Source organism: Streptomyces sp. NPDC026672 (genome assembly GCF_040638185.1).
Taxonomy (GTDB): Bacteria; Actinomycetota; Actinomycetes; order Streptomycetales; family Streptomycetaceae; genus Streptomyces.
In genome coordinates this window covers 260,668-287,631 of the sequence record NZ_JBEZXS010000008.1, presented here as the reverse complement: position 1 = coordinate 287,631, position 26,964 = coordinate 260,668, and the positions used below count along the sequence as shown (strand labels likewise).

The window sequence follows — 26,964 nt, the reverse complement described above, 5'->3', positions numbered from 1 at the left end:
CACCCCCCAGGTCATCCGTTCGACAGGGGGGACCAGTCATGCCGGGCCCGGAGGCCAGCGGCCCTCTTGCAGGACCGCCAAGAACATAACGGGGGGCTCCTGCGGGCTACTTGCGGTCGGCCGGCTGGTGGACGGGGTCGGTGTGGGGCTGGTGCGCGGCGACGGGCGGCCGGGGGCGGGAGCGGCGCGCGGTGCGCATGCCGTGGGCCCAGAGCAGGAGGGCCAGGAAAGGGAGCGTCATCCCGAGGACGCAGGCGCCCGTCCAGGCGTACGCGCTGTGCATCGCGCCCGTGACCGCCGACGAGAGGGCGCCGCCCGTGAACACCGTCGTCATGAAGACGGTGTTGATGCGGGCGCGGGCGTCGGCGTGCAGGCCGTAGATCTCGTGCTGGCTGAGGACCAGGTGGCACTGCACGGCGAAGTCCAGCAGCACCGCGGCCAGCGCCAGCAGTACCACGCTGGAGTGGCCGAGCAGCGCCAGGAGCAGCGCCAGCGAGGCCAGCAGCAGGGCGCCGCCGCTGGCCGGCCGCCCGTGTCCGCGGTCGGCGATGCGTCCGGCGACCGGTGCGGCCGCCGCTCCGCTCGCGCCGACCAGCGCGAACACCGCGATCTCCAGTTGCCCGAAGCCGTGTTCGTCGATCAGCTCGTAGGCGATCGCCGTCCAGAACGCGGTGAACGCACCGAACACGGCCGCCTGGCACAGTGCCCGTCGGCGCAGCACCGGCTCGTGCCGCACCAGTTCGCCGACGCTGGCCAGGAGCGAGCGGTAGTCGGCGGAGTGGCCGGGGTGCCGCTCGGGCAGCACCCGGTGCAGCACCGCGCCGAGCACGATCATCAGCACGGCGGAGACCAGGTAGATCGCCCGCCAGCCGAGGAACCCGGCGACCAGGCTGGAGACCGTGCGGGCCAGCAGGATGCCCAGGAGCAGACCGCTCATGACCCGGCCGACGACCCTGCCGCGCTCCTCGGGCGCCGCGAGGTGCGCCGCGAGCGGGACGAGGACCTGGGCGACGACCGAGGTGATGCCGACCAGGACCGAGGCCGCGAGGAAGACGCCGAAGGCGGGGGAGAACCCGGCGAGGAGCAGGGCCGCGGCCGTGCCGACGAGTGTGCGGGTGGCCAGCCTGCGGTTCTCCAGGAGGTCCCCGAGCGGGAGGACGAGGAGCAGACCGAGTGCGTAGCCGACCTGGGTCAGGGTGACGACGGCGGTGGCCGCGCCCTGGCTGACGCCGAGGGAGTCGGCGATGAGGTCGAGCAGTGGCTGCGCGTAGTAGAGGTTGGCCACCGTCAGGCCGCAGGCCACGGCGAGGACGAAGGTGATCGCACGGCTCGCCCGCTGCGGTGCGTACGGTGCGGGCGGGCCCGGCGTCCGGCTCATGTCGTTCCTTCCCGGCGTCGCCGCGAGGACGACGCGTACGTTGGGGGAACGACGCTAGCCAGACGGCTCACGGAAGCGGAAGGCGGCCTCCCCTTGTCCGGTGGGGGAGCCGGGGTGCCGGGAAGCCGTCAGGCGCCGATCGGTTCCTCTGCCGGTTCGGCGAGGAAGTCCGCGTCCACCGCCGCCGCGCCCGACAGCAACGAGCGGACGGCCGTGCGCGCGTGGGCGTAGGGCCGGTCGGACTCCATCAGCAGGGACTGGGTGTTGGACGTCTCCCAGAAGGAGGTCAGCTCGAAGGCCAGCTGGTCCACCGACGCCTCCGGCCGGATCTCGCCCACGTCCTGCGCCTCCGAGACGGTCTGCCGCACGAACTCCCGCCAGGAGCCGTCGGCCGCGCGGATCGCGTCCTGCACCGGACCGGGACGCGAGTTGTACTCGACGATGACCTTCTGGAAGAAGCACCCGCCGGGGAAGACCCGCGCGCCGGAGTAGCTCAGCCACGCCTCGCTCAGTTCCCACACCCGCCGCAGCCCCGGCGGCTGCGCGAGGGCGGGCTGCACGACGTGGGTGACGTAGATCTTCGACGCGGCCCGCACCGTCGCGAGCTGGAGCTCCTCCTTCGAGCCGAAGAGCGCGAACACCCCGCTCTTGCTGAGCTTCAGCTCCGCCGCGAGCCGCCCGAGCGACAGGGCGTCCAGACCCTCCTGAGAAGCCACGGCGACGGTGTGCTGGAGAACGAGCCGTCGTGTCTGGTTGCCCCGTTCGACCCGTCCGTCAAGACGCCTCTCGGTCATGGCGGTTCTCCTCGTCGCAGGCGGCCACGCACTCGGGTGCTGTCGTGTGCGCGGGGTGCGATTCTACTAAGGAAACGACCGTGCGAAAAGTTTTGTTGACTCGGGGTTAACTCTGCCCGCTCCTGACACGGGACACGCCCGAGCCGCTGCCGCACCCGTCGGCCCCCGGCGGGCGCGTCGTCGGTGTGTGCGGCCGCTCGTCGTTCGGGGCGGTTGCGGAATTGAATGCTCCGCCCTTGATGCCCGTCCGGAGCTTTGCCGGCGTTCGGTGCCACGGCGATAAGAAGAAGTGATTGGATTCCGCTCGGACCCCTCTCGTAGTGTCGGCTGCGACCGTAGCAGGTGCCGCCCCGTAATTCGGAATTCAAGGAATGCGTGGGCGCCTGCTGTGCAATCGGTTATTTCTTCCTGGAGGGGAACCGTGATCATCGCGAAGCAGGCCGGGAAAACGCTCGGCGTCACCGTTTCGGATTTCGACGCCACCACCGCGACCGCCGAGGACTTCAGTGCCCTGAAGAAGATCGTCCACACGGAGAAGATCGCCGTCCTCAAGGGACAGCACCTCTCGCCGGCGGAATTCGTCGAACTGGGCCGCAGCCTCGGCGAGGTGGAGCGCTACTACCAGCCGATGTACTGGCACCCGGAGGAGCCGGACGTCTTCGTCTCCTCCAACGTCCCGCACAAGGGCGAGCAGATCGGCGTCCCGCGCACCGGCAAGTTCTGGCACGCCGACTACGAGTTCATGCCCCGCCCCTTCGGCCTGACCCTGATCTACCCGCAGGTCATCCCGCAGGCCAACCGCGGCACGTACTTCATCGACATGGGCCGGGCCTACGAGTCGCTGTCCACGGAGCTGAAGGAGGCCGTCGACAACAGCCTCTGCCGGCACAGCGTCAAGCGCTACTTCAAGATCCGCCCGACCGACGTGTACCGCCCGATCGTCGACATCCTGGCCGACGTCGAGGCCGAGACGCCCACCGTCACCCACCCCACGGTCACCACCCACCCGGTCACCGGCGAGCGCATCCTCTACCTGAGCGAGGGCTTCGCGCTCGGTCTCACCGACGCCGACGGCAACGACCTCGGCGACGCCCTGCTCCAGCGCGTCCTGGAGGCCAGCGGCCAGCTCGACCAGACCTTCCAGCACCCCAACATCCACCTCCAGACCTTCGACGAGGGCGACCTGCTGGTGTGGGACAACCGCTCGCTGATCCACCGCGCGCTGCACACCACCAGGCCCGAGCCCACCTCGTCCTTCCGCGTCACGGTCCACGACGAGCACCCGTTCTACGAGGGCATCGCGGCCTGAGTGGTATCCGACGAGCGAATCGAGTCGACATGACGAGCGAACCCGCGGCACAGCAGCGGATATTCGACGAGGAATTCTTCAGCGACCCGTACAAGAAGTACGCCGGTATCCACGCCGACGGCTGTCCGGTACGGCGTGTGGTCACTCCGGAGGGCGTGCCCGCCTGGTTCGTCTCCGAACACGAGGCGGTGCGTTCCGGGCTGAAGGATCAGCGGCTGTCCCGCCGGCTCGCCCATGCCGGCCCGGAGTACCGCAGGGCCCCCTACCCCACGGAGTTCCTCACGAATTCCGTCGTCACGGAGGACCCGCCGGAGCACACCCGGCTCAGGCGCATGCTGAATCAGGCGTTCTCACCGCGCTCGATCGGAATGCTGCGGCCGCGCATCGAGAAACTGGCGGAAGAACTCGTCGACGACATTTCCGCGCGCATCGAACGGGAGGGAACGGCGGACCTGGTCACCGGCCTGGCGCTGCCGCTGCCCATCACCGTCATCGCCGAACTGCTCGGCGTGCCCCCGGAGAGCCGGGCCGACTTCCGCCGCTGGGGCGACGGCATGCTCAGCCTCGTCCCGCGCGAGCAGGCCGAGGCGGGGGCGGCGATGCTCGCGTTCCTCACCGGCCTCGTCGAGGAGAAGGCCGCCCGGCCCGGCGACGACATGCTGTCGACCTGGGTGGCGGCGCGCGACGACGACGGCGAACCCCTCAAGCCCCAGGAGGTCATCGGCCTCGCGATGGTCATGCTGGTCGGCGGCTACGACACCTCCGTCGGCATGATCGCCGCCACCCTCATGGGACTCCTCGGCGACCGGGAGAAGTTCGCCGAACTCATCGACGACCCCTCGCTCCTGCCCGAGGTGGTCGAGGAGTTCCTGCGGCTGTACGGCACCGTGCACACCGGCGTACGGCGGTTCGCCACCGAGCCGATGTCCCTCGGCGGCCAGGAGATCGCCGCGGGGGACACGGTCCTGCTGTCCATCGCGGCCGCCGACCGCGACCCCGCGCGCTACCCCGACCCGGACGGCGTCGACTTCACGCGCCCCGGCAACCGCGGCCACCTCGCCTTCGGCATGGGACCGCACGTCTGCCCCGGCAACGAACTGGCCCGGCTGGAGATCTCGATCGCCGTCGAGACCGTACTGCGCCGGCTGAAGGGACTGCGGCTCACCGTGGCGCCCCAGGAGATCCCCTGGCGCCGCGCCTACTTCATCCGCGTCCCCCTGCACCTCCCCGTCACCCGAACCGTCGAGGAAGGCGAACGGCATGACTGAGACCGAACAGGCACCCGCGGGCACCTGCCCGGTGGCCCACTCCACCACCACGGACCACCTCCTGTTCGACGACGGCTACTTCGCCGACCCGTACCCGCTGTACGACCGGCTGCGCGAGCAGGGACCCGCGCACAAGGTGACGGCGCCCGACGGCTCCGGCGTCTGGCTGGTCACCCGCTACGCCGACGTGCGCCAGGGCCTCGCGGACCAGCGGCTGGCCCGGCACCCCCGGCACAACAGGGACGGGTACGCGGGCATCCCGCTCCCCGACGAGCTGCGGGTCATGCTGGCCACCACCGACCCGCCGCACCACACCCGGCTCCGCTCGCTGATCAACGCCGCGTTCACCCGCCGCCGCATCGAGTCGCTGCGCTCCCGCGTCGAACGGGTCGTCGACCAACTGCTGGACCGGATCGCCGAGGGCGACGGCCGCGCCGACCTCGTCGCCTCGCTCGCCGCGCCGCTGCCCATCACCATCATCTGCGACCTGCTCGGCATCCCCGAGGAGGAGCGCGGCATCTTCCGCAGCTACACCGACGCCATCGTCGGCACCGACCGCGAGGGCTCGGCCCAGGGCTGCCGGGACATGGTGGCCTTCCTCAAGCGGATCATCACGCTCAAGCGGGAGCAGCCGGACGACGCCCTGATCACCGGCCTCATCGAGGCACGGGACCAGGACGACCGGCTGACCGAGAGCGAGATGGTCGGCATGGGGTTCATGATCCTCATCGGCGGCTACGACACCACCCTGAGCATGATCAGCTCCGGCGCCCTGGCCCTGCTGCGCGACCCCGACCGGCTGGCGGCGCTGCGCGAGAAGCCGGAGCGGATGACCGGCGCCGTCGAGGAACTGCTGCGCTTCGAGGCGCCCGTGCAGAACGCCATCCGCCGCTTCGCCACCGAGGACCTGGAGATCGGGGGAGTGGCCATCCCCGCGGGCAGCGCCGTCGTCCTGTCCATCGGCTCCGCCGGCCGCGACCCGCGGCAGTACGCCTGCCCGGAGCGGCTGGACTTCGACCGGCCGGACACCACCCACGTGAGCTTCGGCTTCGGCCCGCACTTCTGCCCCGGCGCCCAGCTGGGCCGCATGGAGGTGGCCGTCGCCCTCGCCAAGCTCATCACCCGCTTCCCGGACCTGGCCCTGGCCGGCGGCCGGGACACGCTGCGCTACCGGCCCGGCTTCACCTTCCGCGAACTCTCCACGCTCCCGGTCACGTTCTAGAGAGGAGGACCGATGGCCACGCCCACCGCAGTGTCCCGCCCGGCCGGGACCGCGCCCACCGCGTTCCCCACGGACGACCCCGTGCTCGCCCGCGTCCTCAAGGTCTACAAGCCCGACTGCCAGTACCTGAAGACGGCGACCGTCGAACTGACCGACGAGGGACTGGTCCGCGCCCGCTGCGCCTTCGCGATCCCGGCGCCCTTCTACATCGACGACACCGGGCACTTCAACGCCGTCGAGTTCAACCTCTGCTACAACCAGATGATGTACTACACGGTCGCCAAGACCGTGAAGGAAGGGCTGCTCGAACCCTTCGCGCACTGGACGATGGACGACTACTGGCGGCGCCAGCTCCCGGACTTCCTCATCGTCGACTTCCACAGCTCCTTCGCCAAGGGCATGAAGGCCCACCACTTCCACGGCGAGATCACCTTCCGCACGGTCCGCGAACGCGCCGGCGGCCGCAACCTGCGGCCCATGGTCGTCGCCGACACGGCCGTCCGGTACTGGGACGACGACGGCGGCCACTGCACCGGCGAGGTCCGCCTCGTCATCGTCAACCCGCCCGCCCGCGAGACCGGGAGCACCGACGGTGACCACTGAACCCACCCCCTGGATGCGGCGCCTGGCCGCCACCGCCCTGTCCGAGCGGGCCGCCCTCCTGGAGGACCTGGTCCTCACCGAGTTCCGCACCGCCCTGCTCATGGGGGAGGACGACGAACTCCCGTGCGACGAGAGCTACTTCGCCCACGGACTCACCTCGCTCGGCGCCACCGAGATCGAACAGCGCCTGGAGGGCGTGCTCGGCCGGCCCATCGACGCCGCCAGCCTGCTCAACAACCCCACGATCGACCACCTCCTGACCCACCTGCGCGACGAGGTGCTCGCGGACCAGTTCCCCCAGCCCGCCGGGCGGCGCGTCGGCGACGTCGTACCGCCCGCCGCGCTGACCACCACCAGGGCGCTCGTGGACGACGTACTGAAGTCGCTCTACACGGCATAACCACGCCGCCCGCACGGCCCGGACACGACGCGCGACCACCACGCCGACCGTCCCGGGCCGATGCCCCCTGCCCGGCACCCCGATCCCCATTCACGCGCAGTACCAGCGGGAGAGACGCAATGACAGCCTCGGTATCGGCCTCGGACAAGGACGACCTGCTCCGGCAGCTGCTGATGGAGAAGTACGAGCCCATCGCCGTCGTGGGCGTCGGGATCGACCTCCCCGGCGACAACACCACCCTGGACGGGTTCGACCGGTTCCTGCGGGACGGACAGGACGGCATCGGCCCCATCCCGGCCGACCGCTGGGACAGCGGCGCACTGCACACCGACGAGCGCGGCACCAAGGGCAAGGTCGCCACCGCGGGCGGCGGATTCGTCTCCGGGATCGACCGGTTCGACCCCACGTTCTTCAACATCGCGCCCAAGGAAGCCGCGTACATCGACCCCCAGCAGCGCATGGCGCTCGCCGCCTCCTGGCACGCCCTGGAGTCCGCCAACATCGACCCGGGCACCCTGCGCGGCGGCACCGGCGGTGTCTACGTCGGCGTCAGCTCCGTCGACTACACCATCGAGGTCGACACCCTGGCCCCCGAGGAGTTCGACGCGCACATCGGCACCGGCACCGCGCACAGCGCCGTCTCCGGCCGGCTCTCCTACTTCCTGGGCTGGCGCGGCCCCTGCATGAGCATCGACACCGCCTGCTCCTCCTCGCTGGTCGCCCTGCACCTCGCGGCCCAGGGGCTGCGCCGGCGCGAGTGCGACATCGCGCTCGCCGGCGGCGTCAACGCCATCCACCACCCGCGCAACCACATCGTCTTCTCGCAGGCCAACATGCTGGCCCCCGACGGCCGTTGCAAGACCTTCGACGAGAGCGCCGACGGCTACAGCCGCAGCGAGGGCGTCGGCATGTTCGTCCTCAAGCGGCTGTCCGACGCCAAGCGCGACGGCGACCGCGTCCTCGCCCTGCTCCGCGGCTCGGCGGTCCGCCAGGACGGCGAGAGCGGCGGCCTGACCGTGCCCAACGGCATCGCCCAGGCCGCCGTCATGCGGGCCGCCCTCGCCGACGCCATGCTCGAACCCGGCGACATCGGCTACGTGGAGGCCCACGGCACCGGCACCTCGCTCGGCGACCCCATCGAAATGGGCGCCATCAACACGGTGTTCGGCGACTCCCGCGCCGAGGGCGACCCGCTCACCGTGTCCTCGGTGAAGACCAACATCGGCCACATGGAGGCCGCCGCGGGCGCCGGAGGCATCGTCAAGGCCATCCTCCAGCTGAGGGGCGGCGTCATCTACCCGCACCTCAACCTGACCGTTCCCAACAAGCACATCCCGTGGGACGACTACCGGGTCACGGTGCCCCTGGAGGGCCGCCCCTGGCAGGACGCCACGCGCCGCGCCGTCGTCAACTCCTTCGGCTTCGCCGGCACCATCGCCTCCCTCGTCCTCGAACAGCCGCCCGCCCAGGCCGCACCCGAGCCCGCCGGCACCCCCGGCGCCGACGCCGTGCTCACCCTCTCCGCCAAGAACCCCGCCGCCCTGCGCCGCCAGGCCCGGACCTGGCGCGGCATCCTGGACACCCTGCCCGAGAGCGACCTCGCCGACTTCTGCCGCACCGCCAACACCGGCCGCGCCCACTTCCCCGTACGGCTCGCCGCCCCGGTCGCGAACCTCGACGAGGCACGCGCCCTGCTGGACCGGGCCGCCGAGGGGTCCGGCACCCGCGCCGACGACGAACCGCGAGGCGCCGCGGTCGCGTTCCTCTTCACCGGCCAGGGCGCCCAGTACACCGGCATGGGCCGCCACCTCTACGAGCGCCACCCCTTCTTCCGCGAGCAGGTCGACCACCTCGACGCACTGTTCACGCCGTACCTCGACCGCTCCGTGCGCGACCTGATGTTCGGCCTCGCGGACGGCGCCGACGAGGACATCCACCGGACCCGCTACACCCAGTGCGCCCTGTTCACCCTCGAATACGCGCTGGCCCGGCTGTGGATCGACTGGGGCGTGCGGCCCAGCGTGCTGCTCGGGCACAGCATCGGCGAGATCGTCGCGGCCACCGTCGCCGGACTGTTCGACCTGGAGGACGCGGTCCGGCTCGTCGCCGCCCGCTCCCGGCTGATGCAGTCCGTCACCGCGCCCGGCCGCATGCTCGCCGTGCGCGCCCGCGACGAACAGGTCGCCCCGCTCCTGGAGGCGTACGACGACGTCAGCTTCGCGGCCGTCAACGCGCCCGAGCAGTGTGTCGTCTCCGGCGGCCGGCAGTCCCTCGACGAGCTCGAACAGACGCTGCGGGAGCGCGGTTTCGACGTCAAGGGACTGCCGGTGTCCCACGCCTTCCACTCGCCGCTGATGGCCGAGGTGTCCGAGGCGTTCCGCGCCGAGATCCAGGACATCGCCTTCCACGAACCGACCATCGCCTTCGTCTCCAACCTCACCGGCCGGATCGCCGAGTTCGCCGACGTCGCCACCCCCGACTACTGGGTCCGCCACATCGGCGAGCCCGTCGCCTTCGCCGCCGGCGTCCGCTGCGTCCAGGCCCGCGGCCGGCACGTCTTCCTGGAGGTCGGACCCTCCGGCGCGCTCACCGGCATGGGCCGGCAGAGCGCCGACGCCGCCGCGCACCTGTGGCTGCCGAGCCTGCTGCCCGGCGACACCGACGGCGGCGCGCTCCGCTCGGCCCTCGCCCGCTGCTACACCGCGGGCCTGCCCGTCGACTGGGCCGCCCACCACCGCGGCAGCCCCGGCCGCAGGATCGACCTGCCGCTGTACGCCTTCGAGGACAAGCGGTACTGGCTGCCCGGCACCCGGCAGCGGCTCGGCGCCCCCGCCGCCCCGCAGGGACCCGCCTCGCTGCTCGGCACCGAGTGCACCACCCCGGAGCAACGGCGCGACGGCGTCCAGGAGTTCCGCACCCTCCTCGGCTCCGACAACCCCGCCTACCTCGCCGACCACGTCGTCATGGGCCAGGCCGTCTTCCCCGGCGCCGGCTACGCCGCCCTGATCCTCGAACTCCAGGACGCGGTGTACGGCGAGAGCGAGCGGCCCGTACGCGAACTGCGCATCCACGAACCGCTGTTCCTGCCCGAGGACACCGTCACCGAGGTCCGCACCCGGCTCGCCGCGGGGGACGACGGCGGGACGCACGTCCGCATCGTCAGCCTCGCCCCCGGCACCGACGGCGACATCGAGCGCCTGCACGCCACCGCCGTCGTCGAGCCGGACACCGACGACGAGGCGCGCGGCGAGGCCGTACGGGAGGCACACGCCCTGCTCGCCGAGGCCGGGGAGCCCACCCGCCGCCACGCCACCGACGACCTCTACGCCGACTTCGTCGAGGCCGGCCTCGCCTACGGACCCGAGTTCCGGCGCATCGAGGAGGCGTCCACCCACGACGGCGGCATCGCGACCGCGTTGCTGCGCGGCCCCGACACCAGCGACACCGGCCGGCTGCACCCGGCCGTCCTGGACTGCGCCATGCAGACCCTCGCCGTGGTCGCCCCGACCGGACAGACCTACCTGCCCGTCGGCTTCGACCGGATCGTCCTGCACAAGAAGCCCCGGGGCACCGTCCGCACCCTGCTGCGGCTGCTCCCACAGACCGGGGAGGGCGACCTCGCCGCCGACATCCTCGCCCTGGAGGGCGAGCGGCCCGTCTTCACCGTGCGCGGACTGCGCCTGAAGCGGGTGGCCAACACCTCCGGCGGCCGGCAACTGGTGCACGAACCGCGCTGGACCAAGAAGTCCCTGCCCGCCGCCCGCCCCACCGGCGAGCGGGAGACCCTGCTCGTCGCGGCGGGCACCACCGAACTCCCCGGCATCCGCGCGGCCGGCGCGGCAGCAGCCGCCCAACTGCTGCGCGAGCGCCGGGACATCACCGACATCTGCTGGTTCTGGAACCCTGCCGCCACCCCGCCCGCGGCCTCGGCCCCCACGGCCGACCTCGCCGCCGAGGCCGAGGCCCTGCGCGAGGAGAGCCGCCGCAACTACACCGACCTCCTCGCCCTCACCGGCGCCCTCGCCGAGATCCCCGCCGACCGCGCCCCCCGCCTGCTGCTCGTCACCCGTGGCGCCCAGCGCCTGCCCCGGGACCCGGCACACGGCAGCGCACGCCCCGGCGACCTGGCCGCCGCCTCGCTGTGGGGCTTCGCGGCGGTGCTGCACAACGAGGTCCCGGCCCTCAAGGTCTCCGTCCTCGACCTGCCCGCCGAGCCCGCCCCCGCCGACCTGCTCGCGCTGGCCGACGAGTGCGCGGCGGGCGACACCGGGGACCACCGCCTCGCGGTCCGCGCCGGAGTCCGCCACGTCCAGCGCCTCCGGCCGCTCGCCGCCGCCGGCGGACCGGCAGACGGCGACGGCAACTACGAGCTGTCCATCGTGGAGTTCGGCCAGTTCGCCAACATCAAGCCCGTACCGGTCCCGGACCACGCCCCCGAGGGCGACGAGATCGAGGTCCGGGTCCACGCCGCCGGGCTCAACTTCAAGGACGTCCTCAACGCGCTAGGCATGCTCCGCCGGCACGCCCTGGACACCGGCACCGAGTACGTGCCGCTGCCCCTCGGCTTCGAGGCCGCGGGCACCGTCCACGCGGCGGGCCCCGACGCGGAGTTCGCCCCCGGCGACGAGGTCCTGCTCAGCCACCTCGGCTGCATGCGGCGCCGCGTCACCGTGTCCTCGGCCGTCGCCGTCCGCAAGCCCTCCACCATCGGCTTCACCGAGGCGGCGGCCCTCCCGACGGCCTACGTCACCGCCTACTACGCCCTCCACCACCTCGCCGGCATCAAGCCCGGCGACAAGGTCCTCGTGCACGCCGCGGCCGGCGGCGTCGGCCAGGCCGCCGTCCAGCTGGCACGGCTCGCCGGGGCCGAGGTGTACGCCACGGCCAGCCCCCGCAAGTGGCCGCTGCTGCGCGCCCAGGGCGTACGGCACGTCATGAACTCCCGCACCCTGGACTTCTCCTCCCAGGTCATGGAGGCGACCGGCGGTACGGGCGTCGACATCGTCCTCAACAGCCTCAACAAGGACTACATCCCGGCCGGGGTGCGCTGCCTCGGCGACGGCGGCAGGTTCGTGGAACTCGGCAAGATCGGCATCTGGTCCGCCGAACGCATGCGCGAGGAACGGCCCGACGTCGCCTACCACAACTTCGACCTCAGCGAACTGCCCGTCGACGACCTGAACCGGCTCAACAAGTCGATCCTGGAGACCGTCGTCTCCCTCGTCGAGGCCGGCGACCTCGGCCCGCTGCCCACCGTCGGCTACACCCTGGACGAGACCGAGGAGGCGTTCGGCGTCCTCAGCCGGGGCGCCAACACCGGCAAGCTGGTGCTGGAGTTCCCCGTCCCGGAGCCGGCCCCCGCACCGGTGCGGCTGTCGCCGGACGAGACCTATCTGATCACCGGCGGCCTCGGCGCCCTCGGCCTGGTCGCCGCCCGCCGCCTCGTCCGCGAGGGCGCCCGGCACATCGCCCTGGTGAGCAGGCGCGACGTCGAGCCCGCAGAGACCGGGCGGATCGCCCGCGAACTGGGCGACGACGTACGGCTGAGCGTGCTGCGCGGCGACATCGCCGACCCGGCGGACGTCTCCCGCATCGTGACCGGACTGCGCACCGGCGAGGCCCCGCTCGGCGGCGTCCTGCACGCGGCCGGCGTCCTCGCAGACGCGCCCGTCACCAAGCAGACCTGGGACGGCTTCGACACCGTCCTGCGGCCCAAGATGTACGGCGGCTGGCTGCTCCACCGGGCCACCGCGGACCTGCCGGGACTGCGGTTCTTCGTCACCTACTCCTCCGTCGCGTCGGTCGTCGGCTCCATGGGACAGAGCAACTACGCGGCGGGCAACGCCTTCCTCGACGCCCTCATGCACGAGCGCGCCGCGCAGGGTCTGCCCGGCCTCAGCGTCAACTGGGGCCCGTGGGCCGAGGTCGGCATGGCCGCCGACCTCACCGCCCAGCAGATCCGCGCCATCGAGGGCCGGGGCATCAGGTTCCTCGCCCCCGCCGACGGCATGCGCCAGCTCCTCGCCGCCTGGGACCGGCCCCGGCCGCAGGCGGTGATCGGCGAGTTCGACTGGGAACGCTTCCTCACCGCAGCCGCCGCGGCCGACGCCTTCTACACCGCCGTACGGCCCAGGACCGCCTCCGACGAGCCGGCCTTCGACCTCGACGAGCTGATCGCCCGGCCGGCCGCCGAACGGGCCGGAGCCGTCGGCGAGGTGCTGCGCGGCCAGGTCGCCGCCGTCCTGCACTTCGACTCGCCCGACGACATCGACTCCGCGGCCAAGTTCCTCGAACTCGGCCTGGACTCCCTGGCCGCCGTCGAGCTGAAGAACGCCCTGGAGGCCATCTTCCGTACGGCACTGCCCACTTCGGCACTGTTCGACCACCCCACGGTCGGCGCCCTCGCCGAACACATCGCCGCCCGCCTGGTGCCCGACGAGACCGCGGCGGCCCCGGCCGGCGCGACGGCCGGCGAGAACGGCGCCGGCCCCGCGCTGGACGAGCTCAGCGACGAGGAAGCCGACGCCGAACTCGCCGAACTGCGCGAGTACACGTTCTGACCCGGAGAGGACACGGTGACCGACTACATCGACCAGCTGGCCTCGCTGTCCAGGAAGCAGCTGATGGTCCTGCTGGCCCGCCAGCACCGGGAGCGCACCCAGGGCGTCGCGATCAGCGGCATGGGCTGCCGCCTCCCCGGCGGGATCGACAGCCCCGACGCCCTGTGGAACGCGCTGCGCGACGGCCGTGTCGTCCCCGGCGCCACGGCCCGCACGCCCGTCGACAGCCTGGGCCGGCCGCGCTGGGACACCGGCACGGCCGACCTGGCCCCCCTGGCGCCCACCCTCGACAAGGGCGCCTACCTGGAGGGCGTCGACCTCTTCGACGCCGGGTACTTCGGACTCGGCGCCGAGGAGGCCGTCCACCTCGACCCGCAGCAGCGGCTGTTGCTGGAGGTCACCGTCCAGGCCCTCGCCGACGCCAACCTCGACCCCGAGGCCCTGCGCTCGCGCACCGTCGGCGTCTACGTCGGGCTCAGCACGGCCGAGTACCACTTCGCCGGGCTGCGCAACGGCCTCGGCAAGGACGACCTCTCCCCGTACATGGGGACCGGTACGGCCCTCAGCGCGGCGTCCGGGCGCATCGCGCTCGCGCTGGGGGTCCAGGGGCCCGCCCTCACCCTCGACACCGCCTGCTCGTCGGCGCTCACTGCGGCGCACCTGGCCGCCGCGGCGCTGCGCGACGGGGAGTGCGACGTCGCGGTGATCGGCGTCAGCCACCTCCTGCTCTCCCCGTTCACCAGTGAGGTCTTCGCCCAGGCCGGCATGGTCTCGCCGACCGGGACCTGCCGGCCCTTCACCGCCCACGCCGACGGCTATGTGCGCGCCGAGGGCTGCGGGGTGCTCGTCCTGGAACGCCACCGGGACGTCGCCGAGGACGGCCGCCGCCCCTACGCGGTGATCCGCGGCAGCGCCGTGCACCAGAACGGCGACCGGGGCGGCCTCGCCGCGTACTCGACGGCCGGACAGCGCCGGGTGATCGACCTCGCCCTCCAGCGCTCCGCGGTGGACGCGCACGAGGTGCGCTACGTGGAGGCCCAGGCCAACGGCTCCCGCGTGGGCGGCATCGTCGAGGCGGAGACCCTGGCCCAGGCCTACCGCAGGCAGGACTCCGGGGCGCCCGCCCTCTACCTGGGCTCGGCCAAGGCCAACCTCGGCTACCTGGAGACCGCCTCCGGCGCGGCCGGCCTCATGAAGACCGCCCTCGCCCTCTCCCACGGCGAGATCCCGCCCCAGCCCGGCGCCGACGAACCCGACCCCGGGATCGGCTGGGACCGCACCGCGCTGCGGCTGGCCCGCACACCCGAACCCTGGCCGTCCGCCGGACGCCGGCTCGCCGCCGTCAGCGCGACCGGCTTCACGGGCACCGCGGCCCACCTGGTCATGGAGGCCGTGCCCGAACCGGACGGCACCACCCGGCAGGAACCGGCCGGACCCGCCCTGCTGGTGCTGTCCGGCCACACCCCGCAGGCGCTGGCGGCCGGCGCGCGCAGGCTGCGCGCACACCTCGGCGACCGCACCGACTGGACGTACACCTCCGTGTGCCGCACGCTCGCCGAGCGCCGTGAGCACCTCGCCCACCGGCACGCCGCCGTGGTGCACGACAACACCCGGCTCCTGGAAGAACTGGACCGGGTCACGGGCGACACGCAGGAGGGGGAGGCGGAGGACGCGGCGGGCACGGCGTCCGGCGCCGGCCGGGTCTTCCTCGACCTGCGGGCCACCGCGGACCCGCACCCGCCCGCCTTCCCCGCCCTGGCCGAGCACCTGCACGGCGACGACACCACCGGCCGGGCCCTGGCCTGGCTCTCCCTGCTGCGCGCCACCGGCGTCCCCGTCGCCGGCGCCGCGCTCGACCTGCCGCACGCGACCGTGCTCGCCCCGGCGGTCACCGGCTCCCCCGACGCCGGCGCCGTGCCGGCCGGCTGGGAGCGGGAGCGCCGAGGCGACACGCTGGTGCTGCGCCGCCCGGACGCCGCCGGCCTGCCCACGACCGTGCCCGGCGCACTCGACGAGGCCGGCTGGTACGGCCTGGTCGGCGCCGCACACCGGGCCGGAGCCCGGCTGGACCTGACCGCGGTCGCCCCGCGCCCCCGCCCGCCCCTGTGCCGGCTGCCGGGACCCGCACTGCTCGGCACCCGCCACTGGACCGACATCAACATCTGGCGCTGACCCACCACCCGGACAGGACACCCATGTACTTCGACGAGCTCCAGACCGTCACGGACACCGTGGCCTTCCACGCCCAGCGGACCCCGGACGCCACGGCCGTGGAGTGCGAGGGCCGCACCGTCGGCTACCGGACGCTCCACCAGGAGAGCGACCGGGCCGCCCGCGCCCTGCTCGCCGCCGGCCTCGGCCCCGGCTCGCGCGTCGGCTACCTGGGCAAGGAGTCCGAGTTCTACTACGAGATCCTCTTCGCCTGCGCCAAGAGCGGAACCGTCCTCGTCCCCATCAACTGGCGGCTCGCGGCCGGCGAGGTCGACCACATCCTGCGCGACTCCCGGGCCGAAGTCCTCTTCGTGGAACCGGAGTTCCTGCCCGCCGTCGCCGACCGCACCGCGCTGCCCGATCTGCGCGCCGTCGTCGAGGTCGAGGCACCGGGACGCCCGGACACCGGGTACCTCGCCTGGAAGTCCGCCCATCCGCACGGCGACCTGGCGGTCACGGCCCACCCCGAGACCCCCCTCGCGCAGCTCTACACCAGCGGAACGACCGGACTGCCCAAGGGAGTCGTCCTCGCCCACCGCAGCTTCTTCCGCATCCGCGACGCACTCGCCGCCGCGGGCCTCGACTGGATCGACTGGCGGCCCGGCGACCGCAGCCTCATCGGCATCCCCGGCTTCCACGTGGGCGGCCTGTGGTGGGCCGTGCAGGGCTTCAACGCCGGTGTCACCAACGTCGCGATGCGCATGTTCACCAGCCACGACGCCGTACGCCTCATCCGTGAGGGAGGCGTCACCACGGCCTGCGTGGTCCCGGCGATGCTCCAGATGATCCTCGCCGAACCCGGCACCGGACCCGAGGACTTCCGCACCCTCCGCAAGATCGTCTACGGCGGTTCCCCCATCTCCGAGAGCCTGCTGACCCGCGGCATCGAGGTGCTCGGCTGCGACTTCGCGCAGATCTACGGACTCACCGAGACCGGCAACACCGCCGTGTGCCTGCCGCCCGCGGACCACGTCGTCGGCAGCCCCCGCCTCAAGGCCGCGGGACGCCCCTACCCGGGCGTCGTGGCCAGGGCCGTCGACGACGACGGCACACCCCTCGCGCCGGGCGGGATCGGTGAGATCCTGCTGCACACACCCGCGGCCATGCTGGAGTACTGGGGCCTGAAGGAGGCCACCGACCGCACCCTCGTGGACGGCTGGATCCACACCGGGGACGCCGGCTACCTCGACGAGGACGGCTACGTCTTCATCTGCGACCGCATCAAGGACACCGTCATCGTCGCCGGCGAGAACGTCTACCCGGCCGAGGTGGAGAACGCCCTGTGCACCCACCCCGCCGTCGCCGAGGCCGCCGTCATCGGCGTCCCGCACGACCGCTGGGGCGAGGCGGTGCACGCCTTCGTCGTCCTCGGCGCCGGACAGCGGGCGACACCGCGCGAGCTGATGCTCTCCCTGAAGGGCCGCATCGCCGACTTCAAGATCCCCACCACCTACGAGTTCATCGACCGCGTACCGCGCAACCCCAGCGGCAAGACCCTGCGGCGCACCCTGCGCGACCGGTACTGGACCGGCCGCGAACGCCAGGTCAACTGACCCACGGCGCACGGGGATCCGCTCGGGAATCGGCCAGGGACGACAAGAGGAAGCGGCGACAGTGACGACAGCGACGCACGACCACCCGGTGTGGCTCCCCTACGGCCCACCGCGCAGGACGGCCCGGCTGCGGCTGTTCTGCTTCCCGCACGCCGGAGCGGGCGCCTCCGCGTTCCGCGACTGGCGCGACGCCCTCGGCCGGGACGTCGACGTGCTGCCCGTCCAGCTCCCCGGCCGCGGCACCCGGCTCGACGAACCGGCGCACGAGGACATGGACTCCCTCGTCGCGGACACCGCCAAGGGCCTCGACCCGTGGCTGCACGACACCCCCTACGCGTTCCTCGGCCACAGCATGGGCGCCCTGCTCGCCTACGAACTCACCCACCACCTCGTCGGACGGGGCCCCGCCCACCTGGTCGTCTCCGGCCACCGCGCCCCCCATCTGCGCTGGCCCGGCTACACCGGCGACACCGTCTCCGAGGAGCAGGCCGGCCGGATGCTCGGCCTGCTCGAAGGGCCCGGCGCCGACGACCGCGAACTCGGCGCCGCCGTACGGCCCGTGCTGCGCACCGACCTCAGCCTGTGCGCCCGCCACCGGCACCGGCCCCGCCCCGCGCTGAACGTCCCGCTCACCGCGCTCGGCGGAGCCGACGACCCGCTCGTCCCGGAGGACACCCTGACCGCCTGGCGCGACCACACCACCGGCCCCTTCCACAGCGCGGCGCTGCCCGGCGGCCACTTCTTCCTCTTCACGCTCCAGCACGTCGTCCGCGGCATGCTCCGGAGCCGACTGAACCCCGGGACACCCGCCGCAGCCGCCGACGGGGGAGCCGGCCCGCGCGCCGACAAGGGGGCCGGCACCGCATGAACGCCGCCGACCTGCTGTCCGAACTCGCCGCCCGGGGCGTGGACCTGAGCGCCGACGGCGACCGGCTGCGCTGCCGCGCCCCCGAGGGCGCCCTCACCGACCGGCTGCGCGCCCGCATCGCCGAGGCCAAGCCCGACCTCCTCGCCCTGCTGCGCGACGGCGGCCCGGACCGGCTGCTGCCCGACCCCGCCGCCGCCCACGAACCCTTCCCGCTCGGCGAGATCCAGCAGGCGTACTGGATCGGCCGGGGCAACGGCTTCGCCGTCGGCGTCACCGCCCACTCCTACGCGGAGTACGACCGCCCCGAAGCCCTCGACGCCGCACGGCTGGAACGGGCCTGGGGACTGCTGCTGCGCAGGCACCCGATGCTGCGCGCGGTCGTCGACGCCGACGGCCGCCAGCGCGTGCTGCCCGAACCGCCCGCCTGGACCCTCCCCGTGCACGACCTGCGCGAAGCGGCCACCCCCCAGCCAGTGCCGCGACAGGCAATGCCCGCCCCGTCGCGGACGCCGCTCCTTGACGGGCAAACATCGCCTGTCGCGGCACTGGAGCAGCGGCTCGCGGTGATCCGGGACCGGCTCTCCCACCGCGCCGAGGTCCCCGGCCGGTGGCCGCCGTTCAAGGTGGAACTGACCCTGCTGCCCGAAGGACGCGGACGGGTCCACCTCAGCGGCGACCTGGTGGCCGCCGACGCCTGGAGCTGGCAGATCCTCGCCCGCGACCTCGGCGCCCTGTACACGGACCCGGACACCCCGCTGCCCCCGGTCGAGATCACCTTCCGCGACTACGTCCTCGCCGAGCGCCGCCGCCCGGTGCGGGCCGCCGACCTCGCGTACTGGCGGGCCCGCGCCGCCACCCTGCCCCCGCCGCCCGAACTCCCCCTGGCCACGGGCGGTCCCGCCGAGGGCGACCCGCGCTTCGTCAGGCTCGGCGCCACCCTGGACGCCGGGACCTGGCGGCGGCTCAAGCGGCGCTGCGCCGAGGAGAACCTCACCCCGTCCACCGTGCTGCTCGCCGCCTACAGCGCCGTCCTCGCCGAGTGGAGCAAGAACCGCCGGTTCTGCCTCAACCAGACCCTCTTCAACCGGCGTCCGCTGCACCCCGGGATCGGCGACGTCGTCGGCGACTTCACCGACTTCACCGTGCTCGACGTCGACTGCGCCCGCGAGGTGCCGTTCGTGGAGCACGCCCGCGGCCTGCGCGACCAGCTCCTCGAACACCTCGCGCACGGCTCCGTCGGCGGGGTGCGGATCCTGCGCGAGGCCACCCGGCTGCGGGGCGGACCGCAGCCGGCCTCGGCGCCCGTGGTGTTCACCAGCATCCTCAGCAGCCGCGGCCAGGCCATGGACGCCTTCGCCTGGCTCGGCCGCCAGACCTACGGCCTCAGCCAGACCCCGCAGGTCTGGCTCGACCAGCAGCTCTACGAGGAGGACGGCGCCCTGGTCGTCACCTGGGACCTGGTCGAGGGACTGTTCGCCGACCGGGTGCCCGAGACCATGCTCGCCGCCTTCCTGCGGCTGCTCGACGACCTCGCCGGGGACGACCGGTGCTGGCGCACGCCCTGGCCGGTCGCACTGCCGGCGCACACGCGGGCGGCGCGCGAGCGGTACAACAGCACCGGCGAACCCCACGAAGGGCCCACGCTGCACGGCCTGTTCGCCGCGTCCGTCGCCGCGACGCCCGCCGCGACCGCCGTCGTCTCCGGCGAACGGGCGCTCAGCTACCACGAGGTGGACCTCCTGTCCCGCCGTACGGCCCGCGAGCTGCGGCACGCCGGTGTCCGGCGGGGCGACCGGGTCGCCGTCGCCATGGAGAAGGGCTGGGAACAGGTCGTCGCGGTGCTGGCCGTGCTGCGGGCGGGCGCCGCCTACCTGCCGGTCGACCCGCACTGGCCCGACGCCCGCCGCGCCGCCCTGCTGACCGACGCCGACGTCCACCACGCCCTCACCCAGCCCCGACTCGACCTGCCCTGGCCGTCCGGCGTACGGGTCCACCCGGTGACCGACACACCTGACGCCCGGCCCGGCTCGAGCACCGACACCGGCACGGACACCGGGGGCGACACCGGCCCGGACGCGGGCACCGGCCCCGACGACCTGGCGTACGTGATCTTCACCTCCGGGTCCACGGGGCGTCCCAAGGGCGTGACCCTGACCCACCGGGCCGCCGTGAACACCGTCCTCGACGTCAACGACCGCTTCGGCGTGAGCGCATCGGACCGTGTCCTCGGTGTCTCCGCCCTCACCTTCGACCTCTCCGTGTGGGACGTCTTCGGCACGCTGGCCGCCGGCGGCACCCTCGTCCTGTCGGGCCCCGAGGCCCGCCGCGACCCCCTGGCCTGGGCCGCCCTGATGGAGCGGCACCGGGTCACCGTCTGGAACTCCGCCCCCGCCCTGCTGCAACTGCTCACCGACGCCCGGGGCGAACGGCCCCTCGCCGCGCCCCTGCGGCTCGTCCTGCTCAGCGGCGACTGGATCCCGGTCACCCTGCCCGACCGCGTCCGCGCCCTCGCCCCCGGCGCCCGGGTGATCGGACTCGGCGGCGCCACCGAAGGGGCCGTCTGGTCCATCCACCACCCGATCGACAAGGTCGACCCCGCCTGGCACAGCATCCCGTACGGCACCCCGCTGCGCGGACAGCACATGTACGTCCTCGACGAGCGGCTGTCCGAACGCCCCGACTGGGCGGTGGGGGAGATCTGCATCGGCGGCGCGGGAGTCGCCACCGGCTACCTCGGCGCACCCGAGCAGACCGCGCGCTCCTTCGTCGTCCGGCCTGCCACGGGGGAGCGGATCTACCGCACCGGAGACCTCGGACGCTTCCGCCCCGAGGGCTGGATCGAGTTCCTCGGCCGCGAGGACCAGCAGGTCAAGCTCAACGGGCACCGCATCGAACTGGAGGAGATCGAGGCCGCGTTGCTCGGCCACCCGGCGGTCACCGCCGCCGCGGTCGCCGTGCGCGGCGAGGGACACGGCCGGCATCTGGCCGCCTACGCCGTGGCCCGCGCCGGCGCCGCACCGGCCGACGAGGAGGACCTGCTGGCCCATCTCGCCGCCCGGCTCCCCGAGGCGATGGTGCCGCGCGGCCTCACCCTCGTCGCCGCCCTCCCGCTCACCGCGAACGGCAAGGTCGACCGGGCCCGGCTGGCCGCCGAACGCCCGCGCGCCGCCGCCCCGTCACCGGCCGTCGACGATCCCGCCCTGGCCACCGTCCTGGAGACCGCGACCCGGGTGCTCGACCTCGACCTGACCGACCCGGACCTGCCGCTGCTCGCCGCGGGCGCCGACTCCCTCGGCCTGGTCCGGCTGGCGTCCGCCCTCGGTACCGCGTTCGGCCGCCGCCCACCGGTGGAGGAGCTGTTCCGCCTCGGCAGCCCCCGGGCCATCGCCGAATGGTGCGCCCGCGCCGAAGGACCCGGGGAGACCGGCTCCGCCGCGCCCACCGGACCCGCCGTGCTCACCGACCCCGGCGAGCGCGCCCGGCACACCCGCTCCCGCCCCGCGCTGCGGCCCCTCGGACCGGACGCGCTGCCCCTGCCCGACGTGCCCGTACGGGAGGTCCCGGCCGTCCGCAGACGCACCGTCCGCGCTTTCGCGCCGAACCCGGTGCCCCGCGAGGCGTTCGCCGCGTTCACCGGCGCGCTGCGGCAGTGGACCGACGGCGCGGACGTCCGCGCCCGCCATCCGTCGACCGGCGCCGTGCACGCCGTACAGGCGTACGTCGAGATCCGCCCCGACCGGGTCGAGGGGACACCCGGCGGCACCTACTACTACCACCCGGCCGAGCACGCCCTGCTGCCCGTGGGGGAGGGCGGGCGACTGCCGCCCGGGGCGCACTGGCCGGCCAACCGGGACACCGCGGGCACGGCCGCGTTCGGTGTCCATCTGGTCCTGGACCGGGCGGCGCTGGAGCCCCTGTACGGCGAACGCGCCCGGGACCTCGCGCTGATCGAGGCCGGCTGCCAGACCCAACTGCTCGCCACCGTGGCACCGGCCCACGGCCTCGGCCTCTGCCCCGTGGGCGGCGCCGCCGAGGACGACGTACGGACCCTGTTCGCCCTCACCGGTGCCCAACTCCCCGTCCACTGCCTCCTCGTGGGGGCCCTGCCCCACTGACCGAACGGCGCCACACCGCAAACCGACCGCACAAGAGGAGGACCCATGACCGCCGCGGTACTGAGCGGACTGGGCGCGTGGCTGCCGCCGCGCATCGTCACCAACGAGGAACTCGGCCGCGAACTCGACGTCACCGACGAGTGGATCCACCGCAGGACCGGCATCCGCCGGCGCCACGTGTGCGACCCCGGCACCGCCACGTCGGACCTCGCCGTCGAGGCGGGCGCCCGCGCGCTGGCCTCGGCCGGCGTCGCCGCGGCGGACGCCGTCGTGCTGGCCACCGCCACCCCCGACCACCAGATCCCGGGCACGGCCCCCGCGGTCGCCGCCCGGCTGGGCATGGGCGGCGTCGCCGCCTTCGACGTCAACGCCGTGTGCACCGGCTTCGTCTACGCCCTCGCCACCGGCGCCGCGCTGGTGCGCGGCGGCCTAGCCGACAGCGCCCTGGTGATCGGCGCCGACACGTTCTCGACCGTGCTCGACCCGGCGGACAAGGTGGTCCGCCCGCTGTTCGGCGACGGCGCGGGCGCCGTCGTCCTGCGCGCCGGAGCCCCCGAGGAGCCCGGCGCGCTCAACCTCTTCGACCTGGGCAGCGACGGCGCCCAGGACGACCTGATCATCGTCCCGGGCGGCGGTTCGCGGCAGCGTTCCGGGGGACTGCCCGCCGACCCGGACACGGCCTGGATGACCATGCGGGGCCGTGAGGTCTTCGTGAACGCGGTGACCCGTATGACGGCGTCGTCCCGCGCGGTCCTCGCCCGCGCCGGGAGCGAACCGGCCGCGGTCGACCGCCTCGTCGGACACCAGGCCAACATCCGCATCCTGCGGGCCGTGGCCGACCAGCTCGGCCTCCCCGAGGAGAGCCTCGTCAGCAACATCGACCGGGTGGGCAACACCTCGGCCGCCTCCATCCCGCTGGCGCTCGCCCACGGCGTGGCGACCGGCTCGGTGACGGAGGGCGCGACCGTCCTGCTCACCGCTTTCGGCGCCGGACTCACCTGGGGTTCGGCCCTCTGTGAATGGCCCAAGATCGCACTGAACGACGGAGAGGACACACCGTGAACACCACCATCGAGGGCGTGACCGAGATCCTGGCCGACCACTGCGAGCTGCCCGCCCAGGGGGTCGACACGGACACGCCGCTCGCCTCGCTGGACCTGGACTCGCTCACCATGCTGGAGGTCGGCTTCGCCCTGGAGCGCAGGTTCGGCGGTCAGGTCGACGACGCGGCCCTCGCCGAGGCGGAGACCGTCGGGGACCTGGTGCGGGTCGCGGAGTCCTGCCCCTCGCCCAGCTGACCCGCCCCCGGACGCGCCCGGCCGGGCCACCCCCGTCCCGGTCGGGCGCTCACCCCTGGCCGGCCGCCGGTCCCGGCGACCGGGCCCCGTCAGGGTGCGGGAACCGGGACGGCGGTGACCACCAGTCCGCGGTCCACGGCCCACCGGCCGTGGAAGCCGGTCGGACACATCCGGTCCAGCAGCACCCGCTCACCCAGCAGGCGCGCACGGAACACACCTCCGGTGGCCGAATCCGCGCGCATCACCACCTCCGCCTGCTCGAAACCCAGCCGGCGTCCGGTCAGCGGGAACCACGCCTTGTAGACGGACTCCTTCGCGGAGAAGAGGACCTTGTCCCAGGGAACACGCGGAGCACGGGCCGACAGCGAACGCACCGCGGCCGGTTCGCGCTCCCCGGAGCAGATGTGCTCGGGCAGCCCGTGGCGCAGCCCCTCGGCGGGCTCGGCGTCCACACCGACCGACAGCAGGTCGCGCTCGTGCGCGACGACCGCGCCCTGGAAGCCCGCGCAGTGCGTCATGCTCCCCACGACCCCCTTCGGCCACACCGGGGCGCCGCCGGGCCCCGGCAGCAGCGGTACGGGGTCGTGCCCGAGCGCCGAGAGCGCGCCGCGGGCACAGCCGCGCACCGCGGCGAAGTCGCGCAGCCGGCGGGCCCCGAACGTGGCGGAGGCCCGGACCTCCTCCGGGTGCAACGGGTCGGGGACCCCGCTCGAAGCGGGATCCCCGATCCTTTCGACCGCGTGGCAGCGGGCGGGCGGCAGCCGGGCGAGAAGCCCCTCAGTCACCGGTGTGGGCCGGTGCGAGGCTCTGCGCGACCGCGAGCAGCCGGTCGACCTCGGCGGGGCTCGCCCACTCGGGCCAGCTCAGCCGCAGCCGGTGGGAGCCGCCGTCCCCACCGTCCTCGGGCGCCGCGGACACCGTGATGTCCGCCGAGACCAGACCGCACACGTCGGCGGTGCCGTCCGCCGGGCGGATGCCCAGGACGGCGCGGCCGTCCTGGAGGGCGTGCCGGTGCTCCTCCAGGTTGTGCCGCGCGACCCGTACGGCCGTGGTCTGGAAGAGCTGTTCCTTGAGCGCCGAACGGAACGCCTCGACGAAGGTGCCCAGGTCGGCGGAGGCGTGCGGCACATGGCTGAGGACGAGCGGTGTCCGGCCATGGGCGAGCTTGCGGGTGGCGTGCGTGGTCTCCTCCAGGACGTGCAGCGCGGCACGTGCGCCCTTGAGGAACTCCCGTCCGGCCGGGGTCAGCCAGACGGAACGGTTGGTGCGCCACAGCAGGGAGGCCGAGACCTCCCGTTCGAGACGGACGATCTGCTGACTGAGCGCCGGCTGACTGATGTGCAGGCGCTGGGCAGCGCGGCCGAAGTGCAGTTCCTCCGCCAGGCAGACGAAGGAGCGCAGGCGGCTGAGCCCGAGATCTGCCCCCGTGTGCGCGACGGCCGGCGCTGCGGCCTGATGTCGCGCTATCTCGGCTATAACCATGTGAGTCCCCCATGTATTGGTGATGTGTGCGAAGCGTCCCGTGACGGGCGCCGACTGAATCAGGAATTCCGGAACTGCTCGTCCGCGCCGACGAGTTCCCGGTCGATTCGCTGGTCCAGCTCGCTCTTGAACGCACCGTTGGGCCCTGACGCGTACTGCGTGAAGCGCGACCTGTGGAATCGCTCGACGCTCACCAGAACGTCGGCATCGCCCGTTTCGGTGCTGCTTGACGCGAATCGCCTGACGAATCGAAACACTGGCACCCCACCCCCCTGTAGTGTACGAACGTTCGTGCTTATACTGCTGTCACTCGCCATTTCGCGTCAAGATGCTGGTGGATATGTCCACTTAGGGGAGATTTTATGGTGTCGGCGGCTCGGGGCACCAGGAGCGATCCTAGCCATCCGCGACCGGTGAGGTGCGGTAAGTCCGTACCTTTTTCTACCCCCGAGTAGAACTCACCGGTAATGCATGGGGATAACCGGTGTCCGTGGGGCCGGAGTTACGTGTGTGAAAAGAGAAACGGGTGAATCATGAGTGACGATTGGCGTCTGAAGGTCGAGCGTTCCCGCTGTGTCGGATCGACCATCTGTGTTTCGACGGCCCCCGGCGTCTTCGCCATGGACGCCGAGGGGCAGTCGCGCGCCGAGCGGGAATCGGTGCCCGCAGAGGAAAGGGTGATGCGCGCCGCCGAACTGTGTCCGCTGGAGGCGATCTCGATCATCGACGGCGCCTCCGGGCGCGAACTCTTCCCCGGGGAGCGGTAGATGGCCGCCGGCGCGACACGGCCGTCGGGCACCCCTAAAACTGTGCGAACGGTCGTGCTACTATCTTGGCCCTCGAACTTGGCTCCAGGAGGCCGGACATGGACCCCATCGCTGCGACTCTGAGCGCAACCCTCAACACCACGGCCAAGGTCGCGCCGGGGCTCGCGGGCAAGGGTGCCTTCGCGCTCTTCCGGCGGCCCATCGGCCGCGCCAAGGTCCGGGGCGCCGACCAGCCGGTGAGCGAACTCGCCGTGCGCGGACGGCTGCTGGTCGCCGGCAAGACGGTCACGACGTACCGCTGGGGCGAGGGACCCCGCCCGGTCCTCCTCGTGCACGGCTGGGCCTCGCGCGCCCTGCGCTTCGGCGCCCTCGTCGCCGAACTGCGCGAGCGCGGCCACACCGTGATCGCCTTCGACGCCCCCGGCCACGGCGAGTCGGAGGGCACCAGCACCACCATCCTGGAGTTCCGCGACATCATCCGCGAACTCCAGGACCAGTACGGGGCGTTCGGCGCGATGGTCGGCTACTCCTTCGGCTCGCTGTCGTCCTTCTTCGCCGTGCGCGAGGGCGTCAAGACCGAGGCCCTGGTCGGCATCGCGGGCGTGAGCCGCTTCGACCACCTGATTACCGGGTTCCTCCGTGAACTCGGCGTGACCGGCAAGCTGGAGGGCGAGATGCGCCGGCGTGTGGAGCGCGAGCTGTTCCCCGGGGAGCCGGACATCTGGAACCGCTTCGCCGTGCCGCACGCCCCCGAACAGATCGCCGTGGAGCGGATCCTGCTCGCCCACGACGAGACCGACCCGCGCGCCCAGCTGCTCCAGGCCCACGAGACCGCCGAGGCGTACGGCTCCCGGGTGGAGCTGTTCCTCACCAAGGGGTACGGACACCACCGCATCATCACCGCGCCCAAGGTCGTCGCCCGGGTGTCCGACTTCCTCGACGAGGTCCGCGACGCGTCCGCATCCGCGGCGTGACCCGGTGACTCAGGGGCCGGTGACCCCGTGTCCCGGTGGCCTCGGGGCCGGTGACTCCGCGTGGGGTGACCGCGCGTCCGTTCTCCCGGCCCCGGCCCACGGGTTCCGGCTTCGCCGGTCGGGGTTCCGCGGGTCCTGGTCCTTGCGGGTCCGGACCTGCCG

At 73.2% G+C, this 26,964-nt stretch carries 19 protein-coding genes; 14 read left to right on the top strand and 5 right to left on the bottom strand.

The window, feature by feature from the left end; all coding sequences use genetic code 11:
* Positions 1-106: 106 nt before the first annotated feature.
* Both AB0F77_RS12570 and AB0F77_RS12565 read right to left on the bottom strand, forming a co-directional pair.
* Positions 107-1,378 carry an MFS transporter gene (locus AB0F77_RS12570; protein WP_361945831.1) on the bottom strand — a complete coding sequence of 424 codons (1,272 nt, stop codon included), beginning with the start codon at positions 1,376-1,378 and terminating at the stop codon, positions 107-109.
* Between the two features lie 128 nt (positions 1,379-1,506).
* Positions 1,507-2,172, bottom strand: a complete 666-nt coding sequence (locus tag AB0F77_RS12565) for a TetR/AcrR family transcriptional regulator (RefSeq protein ID WP_361945828.1) — start codon at positions 2,170-2,172, stop codon at positions 1,507-1,509.
* Positions 2,173-2,593: 421 nt separating this feature from the next.
* On the opposite strand from AB0F77_RS12565, the gene AB0F77_RS12560 reads away from it, so the two are divergent.
* From AB0F77_RS12560 to AB0F77_RS12505, 12 genes are all read left to right on the top strand, one after another.
* A complete protein-coding gene (locus tag AB0F77_RS12560; RefSeq protein WP_361945825.1) occupies positions 2,594-3,481 on the top strand; it encodes a TauD/TfdA family dioxygenase in 888 nt (295 codons plus the stop codon).
* Positions 3,482-3,510: 29 nt separating this feature from the next.
* Positions 3,511-4,749 carry a cytochrome P450 gene (locus tag AB0F77_RS12555; RefSeq protein WP_361945822.1) on the top strand — a complete coding sequence of 413 codons (1,239 nt, stop codon included), beginning with the start codon at positions 3,511-3,513 and terminating at the stop codon, positions 4,747-4,749.
* On the top strand, positions 4,742-5,971 hold the full coding sequence (locus AB0F77_RS12550) for a cytochrome P450 (protein ID WP_361945819.1): 1,230 nt from the start codon (positions 4,742-4,744) through the stop codon (positions 5,969-5,971). Before AB0F77_RS12555 ends, AB0F77_RS12550 begins: the two co-directional genes overlap by 8 nt.
* 12 nt (positions 5,972-5,983) lie before the next feature.
* Positions 5,984-6,574, top strand: coding sequence for an FcoT family thioesterase (locus AB0F77_RS12545; RefSeq protein WP_361945816.1), 591 nt, complete (start codon positions 5,984-5,986; stop codon positions 6,572-6,574).
* Positions 6,564-6,974 (top strand): acyl carrier protein, encoded by a 411-nt coding sequence (locus AB0F77_RS12540; RefSeq protein ID WP_361945813.1) that lies wholly within the window; start codon positions 6,564-6,566, stop codon positions 6,972-6,974. Before AB0F77_RS12545 ends, AB0F77_RS12540 begins: the two co-directional genes overlap by 11 nt.
* Positions 6,975-7,093: 119 nt before the next feature.
* A complete protein-coding gene (locus AB0F77_RS12535) occupies positions 7,094-13,534 on the top strand; it encodes a type I polyketide synthase (protein ID WP_361945810.1) in 6,441 nt (2,146 codons plus the stop codon).
* Between the two features lie 15 nt (positions 13,535-13,549).
* Positions 13,550-15,706 (top strand): beta-ketoacyl synthase N-terminal-like domain-containing protein, encoded by a 2,157-nt coding sequence (locus AB0F77_RS12530; RefSeq protein WP_361945807.1) that lies wholly within the window; start codon positions 13,550-13,552, stop codon positions 15,704-15,706.
* Between the two features lie 23 nt (positions 15,707-15,729).
* Positions 15,730-17,298, top strand: a complete 1,569-nt coding sequence (locus AB0F77_RS12525) for a long-chain-fatty-acid--CoA ligase (RefSeq protein WP_361945805.1) — start codon at positions 15,730-15,732, stop codon at positions 17,296-17,298.
* A 61-nt stretch (positions 17,299-17,359) separates the two neighbouring features.
* Positions 17,360-18,166 carry a thioesterase domain-containing protein gene (locus AB0F77_RS12520; RefSeq protein WP_361945802.1) on the top strand — a complete coding sequence of 269 codons (807 nt, stop codon included), beginning with the start codon at positions 17,360-17,362 and terminating at the stop codon, positions 18,164-18,166.
* Complete coding sequence (locus AB0F77_RS12515; protein WP_361945799.1) at positions 18,163-22,281, top strand: amino acid adenylation domain-containing protein; 4,119 nt, start codon at positions 18,163-18,165, stop codon at positions 22,279-22,281. The genes AB0F77_RS12520 and AB0F77_RS12515 overlap by 4 nt, the downstream gene beginning before the upstream one ends.
* Positions 22,282-22,326: 45 nt before the next feature.
* Positions 22,327-23,343: a beta-ketoacyl-ACP synthase III gene (locus AB0F77_RS12510; RefSeq protein WP_361945796.1), complete on the top strand. Its 1,017-nt coding sequence runs from the start codon at positions 22,327-22,329 to the stop codon at positions 23,341-23,343.
* Complete coding sequence (locus tag AB0F77_RS12505) at positions 23,340-23,579, top strand: acyl carrier protein (RefSeq protein WP_361945793.1); 240 nt, start codon at positions 23,340-23,342, stop codon at positions 23,577-23,579. The genes AB0F77_RS12510 and AB0F77_RS12505 overlap by 4 nt, the downstream gene beginning before the upstream one ends.
* 89 nt (positions 23,580-23,668) lie before the next feature.
* On the opposite strand, the gene AB0F77_RS12500 is transcribed toward AB0F77_RS12505, so the two are convergent.
* From AB0F77_RS12500 to AB0F77_RS12490, 3 genes are read right to left on the bottom strand one after another with little or no spacing between them, the layout of a single operon-like run.
* Positions 23,669-24,364 (bottom strand): 4'-phosphopantetheinyl transferase superfamily protein, encoded by a 696-nt coding sequence (locus AB0F77_RS12500; RefSeq protein WP_361945790.1) that lies wholly within the window; start codon positions 24,362-24,364, stop codon positions 23,669-23,671.
* The gene (locus AB0F77_RS12495) at positions 24,357-25,061 is read right to left on the bottom strand and encodes a LysR family transcriptional regulator (RefSeq protein WP_361945787.1); all 705 of its coding nucleotides are present in this window, start codon (positions 25,059-25,061) and stop codon (positions 24,357-24,359) included. The genes AB0F77_RS12500 and AB0F77_RS12495 overlap by 8 nt, the downstream gene beginning before the upstream one ends.
* Positions 25,062-25,120: 59 nt before the next feature.
* Positions 25,121-25,255: a hypothetical protein gene (locus AB0F77_RS12490; RefSeq protein WP_361945784.1), complete on the bottom strand. Its 135-nt coding sequence runs from the start codon at positions 25,253-25,255 to the stop codon at positions 25,121-25,123.
* A gap of 339 nt (positions 25,256-25,594) precedes the next feature.
* Here AB0F77_RS12490 and AB0F77_RS12485 point away from each other — a divergent pair, with 339 nt between their 5' ends.
* Positions 25,595-25,828: a ferredoxin gene (locus tag AB0F77_RS12485; protein ID WP_361945781.1), complete on the top strand. Its 234-nt coding sequence runs from the start codon at positions 25,595-25,597 to the stop codon at positions 25,826-25,828.
* Between the two features lie 98 nt (positions 25,829-25,926).
* Positions 25,927-26,802, top strand: a complete 876-nt coding sequence (locus tag AB0F77_RS12480) for an alpha/beta hydrolase (protein WP_361945778.1) — start codon at positions 25,927-25,929, stop codon at positions 26,800-26,802.
* The last annotated feature ends 162 nt before the right edge of the window (positions 26,803-26,964 follow it).

What these genes read in the sequence shown, in the direction of transcription:
- AB0F77_RS12480 (WP_361945778.1), top strand. Translation starts at nt 25,927, where the DNA reads ATGGACCCCATCGCTGCGACTCTGAGCGCAACCCTCAACACCACGGCC.
- AB0F77_RS12570 (WP_361945831.1), bottom strand. Translation starts at nt 1,378, where the DNA reads ATGAGCCGGACGCCGGGCCCGCCCGCACCGTACGCACCGCAGCGGGCG.
- AB0F77_RS12555 (WP_361945822.1), top strand. Translation starts at nt 3,511, where the DNA reads ATGACGAGCGAACCCGCGGCACAGCAGCGGATATTCGACGAGGAATTC.
- AB0F77_RS12545 (WP_361945816.1), top strand. Translation starts at nt 5,984, where the DNA reads ATGGCCACGCCCACCGCAGTGTCCCGCCCGGCCGGGACCGCGCCCACC.
- AB0F77_RS12495 (WP_361945787.1), bottom strand. Translation starts at nt 25,061, where the DNA reads ATGGTTATAGCCGAGATAGCGCGACATCAGGCCGCAGCGCCGGCCGTC.
- AB0F77_RS12550 (WP_361945819.1), top strand. Translation starts at nt 4,742, where the DNA reads ATGACTGAGACCGAACAGGCACCCGCGGGCACCTGCCCGGTGGCCCAC.
- AB0F77_RS12535 (WP_361945810.1), top strand. Translation starts at nt 7,094, where the DNA reads ATGACAGCCTCGGTATCGGCCTCGGACAAGGACGACCTGCTCCGGCAG.
- AB0F77_RS12525 (WP_361945805.1), top strand. Translation starts at nt 15,730, where the DNA reads ATGTACTTCGACGAGCTCCAGACCGTCACGGACACCGTGGCCTTCCAC.
- AB0F77_RS12565 (WP_361945828.1), bottom strand. Translation starts at nt 2,172, where the DNA reads ATGACCGAGAGGCGTCTTGACGGACGGGTCGAACGGGGCAACCAGACA.
- AB0F77_RS12485 (WP_361945781.1), top strand. Translation starts at nt 25,595, where the DNA reads ATGAGTGACGATTGGCGTCTGAAGGTCGAGCGTTCCCGCTGTGTCGGA.
- AB0F77_RS12510 (WP_361945796.1), top strand. Translation starts at nt 22,327, where the DNA reads ATGACCGCCGCGGTACTGAGCGGACTGGGCGCGTGGCTGCCGCCGCGC.
- AB0F77_RS12515 (WP_361945799.1), top strand. Translation starts at nt 18,163, where the DNA reads ATGAACGCCGCCGACCTGCTGTCCGAACTCGCCGCCCGGGGCGTGGAC.